Raw genomic sequence first — 6,036 nt, 5'->3', positions numbered from 1 at the left:
GGCCGAGCGGCGCGCCATCATCGCCGACGTCGGGGGCTTCGCCATGGACGGCGAAGCGCTGGCCGCGGCGCTGCGGGCCGCCGCCGGCGACGATCCGCCGGAACTCGCCCTGATCGATCCCCGCCTCGACGCGGGCCTGCCGAACTTCGACCTCAGCCTCGCCTGCGCCGCCACGGCGCCGAAGCCCGAGGGCCTGCGCGCCATGGCGCGGGTGGCCTCGCTCGGCGTGGTCGGCCGCGGGTCTCTGGACCGGGAGCGGCCGGTCGGCGCTTCCGCGCCCGCGGGCCGGCGGCTGTCGATCCTGGTGGCGGAGGACAACCGCACCAACCAGAAGGTTATCCGCAAGGTTCTGGAGCGGGCCGGGCACGACGTGCGCATCGTCGAGAACGGCGAGTTCGCGCTCGACGCCCTGACCGAGCGCCGGTTCGACCTGGTGCTGATGGACGTGAACATGCCGGTGCTGGACGGCATCGAATGCGTGAAGCTCTATCGCTTCGCCGCTCTCGGCCAACCGCGCACCCCCATTCTGGCGCTGACCGCCGACGCCACGCCCGACGCCCGCAAGCGGTGCGAGGAGGCGGGCATGGACGGCTGCCTGACGAAGCCGATCGAGCCGGAACGGCTGCTGGAGATCATCGACCGCATGGTCGCGGGCGCGGCTCCGGCCGAGGACGCCCCGGCCGACGCGCAGCTTGCCGTCGCGCCCGAGCCGGAGGTCGCCGACAGCGTCATCGCCAACATCGCCCGCCATCCGAACTTCCGCCCCGCCCGCCGGGCGGTCGTCGACCGCGCCACGCTGAAGGATCTGGAAGGGCTCGGCGGCCACGCCTTCGTCGCCGATCTGGTGGACGCGTTCCTGTCGGACACCGCGGTGATCCTGAACGATCTGCACACGGCGGTCCGCAACGGCGAGGCGGCGGCGTTCCGGGATCAGGCCCACGCGCTGCGCAGCGGCGCGGCCAACATCGGCGCCCGCGGCATGTACGAGCTGTGCCTCTCGTTCCGCAACATGGACGCCCGCGATCTGGCGGAGGACGGTCTCGACCGGGTCGCGAAGCTGGAGGCGGAGTTCGACCGGGTGCGCGCCTCCCTCCGGGCGGACTTCCCCGAAACGCATGCGGGGCGCGGCGCCGACTGAACGGCCGGATCAGGCCCCGCCGCCGGATGTCATGGCGGCGTTGGCGGCGAGGCGCTTGTCCTGCGCCGCCACCAGCCGCTCCATCTTGCGCAGGTCGATCGGATCGAGCCGCAGCGCCGCCTCCACCCAGATGTCGGTGACGTCGCGCAGCTCCTCGAACGGCAGCGGCCACACCCGCTGGCTCGCGCGCACCATGGCCGAGAAGCCGTTCCGCCGCCGCATGTTGCGCGTGATCAGCCGATTGGTCTCGGCCACGCCCTCGCCGGGCTCCGCCAGCACGTGGACGATGCCGAGGGCGTGCAGCTCCTCCGCCAGATAGAGCTGGCCGCTGGTCATCAGCCGCTCCGCCTGGGCGAGGCCGACCCGGCGGGCGAGCAGGCTCGACGCGCCCATGCCCGGAAACAGGTTGAACAGGATCTCGGGCAGGCCGAACTTCACGCCCCGCTCCGCCACGATCAGATGGCAGGACAGCGCCGTTTCGAACCCGCCGCCCAGCGCGTCGCCCTGCACCAGCGCGACCGTGGTGACGTCGTGGCCGAAGCCGATGGCGTTGTCGTGCAGCACGTCGATGCAGGCGTAGGCGTAAGCCCTCAGCGCCTCCCTGTCGCGGGTGCGGATCCAGCCCGCGAACCGCTCCAGATCGCCGCCGAGATTGTAGATCTGCGGCGTGCGGGAGCCGAGCACCATGTGGGTCACGGGCGCCGGCCCGTCCGCCGCGCCGCGGTCGAAGGCGTAATGGATGTCGCCGGCGCAGCTCTTCAGGTCCGCGAGCAGGCCGGGCGTGAAGCTCGGCGCGCCGGCCGGCGTCATCCAGCACCAGCAGACGCCCTGCGCGGCGTCATAGGCGACCTCGAGCTCGGTGAAGGTGCGGAACTGGGGCGTCGCCGCAGGCGTCGCCTCCGCCGCCGCTCCCTGCGACCGGCGCGGGAAACCAAGGCGCGCGCCGTCGACGCCGAAAAGCGAGCGGGGACCGGCGAAGCTGAACGGCGCCATCGAAGCGCTCCGCAAAACGACCGAACCAAAAGTGGTCCTGAACCGTAATGCTAACACTTCGTTAACAACTTGAAAGGCGCCACGCACTTTTAGGTGTGCGAAAGCATGCGGATTTCCGTTCGAATTTGAATTAATATTTACTTACTTTTTAATTAAACTGTACCGATTTGAGATGACTGAAGTCGTTTCGAGGCGTCATTACAGGCGCAGTGGTCCTGTTAAGGACTGCGGCGGAAATGTGGAAAACGCCGAAGCCTGGCGGCAAATGGAGCGTCGTCGGGAAGGCTCAAACCGCAGTCCGAGGTCTTGCGCCGCTGTATCGCCCGACGCCGAACGGGCGGCGTTTGCGGGTTCGAGGTTCGTTCAGGTCCAATTGAAACTTGAGCGAACGCTTATTCGCGCCGGCGCGCGTAAAAAGGTCACAGCGCAGGACGCCGTTCCATCGGTCGGTACGTTTTTGACAAAGGCGGCCCCAATGGCGCTTGTCTTTCGCCGTGGAGTCGCCTTAATTGGCGGGGCTGGCCCATGTTTGGACATGGGCGTTCGGCGATGGATTAAGGCGCGCCTTCGGGCGGTCTTTGGTCGCCGCCGTCGAGGCGGCGCGGGAGCGGGGGCTACCGCGCACGCCATCCGGCGGCGAAAGGCGCGGCCCGCGGTACGGTCTCGATTCACATCCAGATCCGCCGCGGGCCCGCTGCCTTCCTCCCCAGTTCAGAACCGAAAGGTTGTGCGGCGTCGCGGCCACCCAAGAGGTCGTGAGGCTTCGCGGTCGTGAGGCGGCGCGTCGCGGCTGCGGTCAGGCGCGCGACACCGCGACGCTCTTCACCAGCGCATGCACCATGCGGCCCGGCGCGAGGCCGAGGTCGTCGGCGGCCTTGCGGGTGATCTCGGACTTGATCACCGCCCCGCCCACATCCACCGCGACGAGCGCGTAAGGCCCCGGCCCGCGCCGCACCTGCCGCACCAGTCCGGGCAGGGCGTTGCGGATCGAGGCGCGCTCCGGCGGCGCGAGCGCCAGCGAGACGTCCCGCGCCAGAAGCCGCAGCCGCACCGCCTCGCCCGGCCGGCCGAGCAGCCCCGGCGTCCAGACGCGGTGGCTTCCGAGCGTGACGCCGGTGAGCTCGTAAGGTTCGTCGAGCTCGGCGATCGTCGCCTCCAGCGTCACGCCGTCGGCGAAGCGGTCGCCGGCGGCGGCGAGGCCCGCCTGGGCGATCGCCTGCTCCACCGGCCCCGCGGCGACCACCCGGCCGGCTTCGAGCACCACCACCCGGTCGGCCAGCTCCAGCGCCTCCTCGAGCGCGTGGGTGACGTAGAGCACCGGCAGCTCCGCCCCGCGGGTCAGGCGCTCGATGTAGGGCAGCACCTCCGCCTTGCGCTCGCTGTCGAGGGCGGCCAGCGGCTCGTCGAACAGCAGCGCCGAGGGGCGCGACAGCAGCGCCCGGCCGATGGCGATGCGCTGCCGCTCGCCGCCGGAGAGCGAGTTCGGCCGCCGCTTCAGCAGATGGCCAACGCCGAGCACCTCCGCCACCTCGTCGAGCGTGAGCGCCCCGGAGCCGCCGCGCCGGCGGGCGCCGAACAGCAGGTTCGTGCGGACGCTCAGGTGGGGGAACAGCCGGCTGTCCTGAAACACCACGCCGACCCGGCGCTTGCGCGGCGGCAGGTTCACGCGCGCGGCCGAATCGAACAGCGCCGCGCCGTCGAGCGCGACCCGGCCGTCGTCCGGGCGGGCGAGGCCCGCCACCGCCGCCACCACGGTGGATTTGCCGGCGCCCGAGCGGCCGAGGATCGCGGTCACGCCGGGCGGGGCCTCGAAGGCGAGGTCGAGGGCGAAGTCGCCGACGCGGCGGCGGATGTCGACGGTCAGGCTCATGCGGCGATCCGCGACGACAGCCGCCGCGCCAGAAGCTCGGACGCCACCAGCGCCGCGAGCGACAGGGCGACGGCGACCAGCACCAGCCGGCCCGCGGCCGCGTCGCCGCCGGGCGTCTGCGTCAGGGCGTAGATCGCGGCGGGCAGGGTGCGGGTCTCGCCCGGAATGCTGGAGACGAAGGTGATGGTGGCGCCGAACTCGCCCAGCGCCTTGGCGAAGCCCAGCGTCGCCCCCGCCAGCACGCCCGGCAGGCTGAGCGGCAGGGTGACGGCGAAGAAGGCGCCGATCCGGCTCGCGCCGAGCGTCTCGGCTGCGTCCTCGAGCTTGCGGTCCACTGCCTCGATCGACAGGCGGATGGCGCGCACCATCAGCGGGAAGCCCATGACCGCGGCGGCGAGCGCGGCCCCGGTCCAGCGGAAGGAGAAGGTGAGGCCGCAGCAGCTTTCGAGCGCCGGGCCGAACAGGCCGCGCCGCCCGAAGGCCGTCAGCAGCAGATAGCCGGTGACGACCGGCGGCAGCACCAGCGGCAGGTGCACCAGCCCGTCGAGCAGCGTCTTGCCGGGAAAGCGCCCGCGCGCGAGCGCGAGCGCCGTCAGGATGGCGAGGGGCAGGCTGGCGAGGGTCGCGACCGCCGCCACGCGCAGGCTCAGGCCGACCGCGACGAGATCGTCGGGACCGAGACCCAGCGCGGCGCCGATCGCGTCCAGCGCTCAGCTCCCGGACGGCTTGGGCAGCACCGCGAAGCCGGCGGCCTCGAAGTCCGCGCGCGCCGGCGCCGAGGTCAGCCGCTTCAGGAAGGCCGCGGCGTTCGGGCTCTTGGAGTCCTTCAGCTGCGCCACCGGATAGACGATCGGCGGGTGGCTGTCCTCGGGGAAGGTCCCGACGATCTTCACCTTGGGGTCGGCCGCGGCGTCGGTCTTGTAGACGATGCCGAGCGGCGCCTCGCCGCGCGACACCAGCGTCAGCGCCGCGCGCACGCTCTCGGCGCCGGCGACCTTGGCCTCCACGCCCGCCCAGACGCCGAGCTTCTCCAGCGCCGCCTTGCCGTATTTGCCGGCCGGCACCGACGCGGTCTCGCCCATCGCGAGGCGGCCGTCGCCGAGCAGCCCGGCGAGATCGACGCCCGGCTTCAGCTCCACCTCGCCCTTGGACCAGTCCGATCCCGCCACCAGCACGAGCCGGTTTCCGAGCAGTGTCTCGCGGGTGGCGGGGACGATGAGGTCTTTGCCCGCCACATAGTCCATCCAGGCGAGGTCGGCGGAGACGAACAGGTCCGCCGGGGCGCCCTGCTCGATCTGCTTGGCGAGGGCGGAGGAGGCGGCGTAGCTCACCTTCACCTCGACGCCGGTCTCCTTGGTCCAGGCGCCGGCGATGGAGTCGAGCGCGTTCTTGAGCGAGGCGGCGGCGAACACGGTCACCGGGGCCTTGGCGTCGTCGGCGCGGGGCGCGGAGAACGGCAGGGGCAGCAGCGCGAGCGCGAGCGCCAGAGGCGCGAGAAGGGAGCGGCGGGTCAGCATGGCGGGCGGTCTCCTCGCCGGCGCGTGGGCGCGCGGCGCGCGAAAGGGATCATGGAGACGACGCGGGACGGCGGCCCCCATCGGGGCGCCCGGAGCGTGGTCGGAAAACCGCCATCAGCGGCGGCGCACGCGGCGGACGATGCCCGAGCGCCGCCCGGCGGGCAAGGCCGCGCGTGCGGGCGGCGTCGGCGCAGCGGGGACGAGCCTTGTTCGCGCCACGGAAGCGCACGATTTAAGGCCGACCGAGAGGACATAAGATGACCCGTCCCGAACCTGCCCGCGCCTTCCAGCCCGCCGACGGCGGCGCCCTCACGCTCGACGTGGAGGGCATGAGCTGCGCCGCCTGCGCCGCGCGGATCGAGAAGGTGCTGGGCCAGACGCCGGGGATCGCCCAGGCGGTGGTGAACCTGCCGCTGGAGCGGGCGGACGTGCGGTTCTCGGGCCCCGTCGACGCGGAGGCGGCGCTGTCCGCGGTGCGCCGCGCCGGCTATGACGCCCATGTGCGCCCCGCCGGCGCC

Annotated in this window: 6 protein-coding genes; 2 read left to right on the top strand and 4 right to left on the bottom strand. The window is 72.3% G+C overall.

The window, feature by feature from the left end:
• On the top strand, positions 1 to 1,138 hold a 1,138-nt coding region (locus ACFQ4O_RS14265; protein WP_378776471.1), incomplete at its 5' end, for a response regulator.
• A 9-nt stretch (positions 1,139 to 1,147) separates the two neighbouring features.
• Here the strand turns inward: ACFQ4O_RS14265 and ACFQ4O_RS14260 are convergent.
• The 4 genes from ACFQ4O_RS14260 to modA form a co-directional block, all read right to left on the bottom strand.
• Positions 1,148 to 2,131 carry a crotonase/enoyl-CoA hydratase family protein gene (locus tag ACFQ4O_RS14260; RefSeq protein ID WP_378776469.1) on the bottom strand — a complete coding sequence of 328 codons (984 nt, stop codon included), beginning with the start codon at positions 2,129 to 2,131 and terminating at the stop codon, positions 1,148 to 1,150.
• Between the two features lie 796 nt (positions 2,132 to 2,927).
• The gene (gene modC, locus ACFQ4O_RS14255; RefSeq protein WP_378776467.1) at positions 2,928 to 4,001 is read right to left on the bottom strand and encodes a molybdenum ABC transporter ATP-binding protein; all 1,074 of its coding nucleotides are present in this window, start codon (positions 3,999 to 4,001) and stop codon (positions 2,928 to 2,930) included.
• Positions 3,998 to 4,708 carry a molybdate ABC transporter permease subunit gene (modB, locus tag ACFQ4O_RS14250; RefSeq protein WP_378776473.1) on the bottom strand — a complete coding sequence of 237 codons (711 nt, stop codon included), beginning with the start codon at positions 4,706 to 4,708 and terminating at the stop codon, positions 3,998 to 4,000. Before modB ends, modC begins: the two co-directional genes overlap by 4 nt.
• 3 nt (positions 4,709 to 4,711) lie before the next feature.
• Complete coding sequence (gene modA / locus ACFQ4O_RS14245) at positions 4,712 to 5,518, bottom strand: molybdate ABC transporter substrate-binding protein (protein ID WP_378776465.1); 807 nt, start codon at positions 5,516 to 5,518, stop codon at positions 4,712 to 4,714.
• Positions 5,519 to 5,775: 257 nt separating this feature from the next.
• Between modA and ACFQ4O_RS14240 the strand changes: the two genes are divergently transcribed.
• On the top strand, positions 5,776 to 6,036 hold a 261-nt coding region (locus ACFQ4O_RS14240), incomplete at its 3' end, for a heavy-metal-associated domain-containing protein (RefSeq protein WP_378776463.1).

The organism is Methylopila musalis (assembly GCF_042679725.1).
Lineage (GTDB): Bacteria > Pseudomonadota > Alphaproteobacteria > Rhizobiales > Methylopilaceae > Methylopila > Methylopila musalis.
This window is presented reverse-complemented; position numbering and strand designations above follow the sequence as displayed.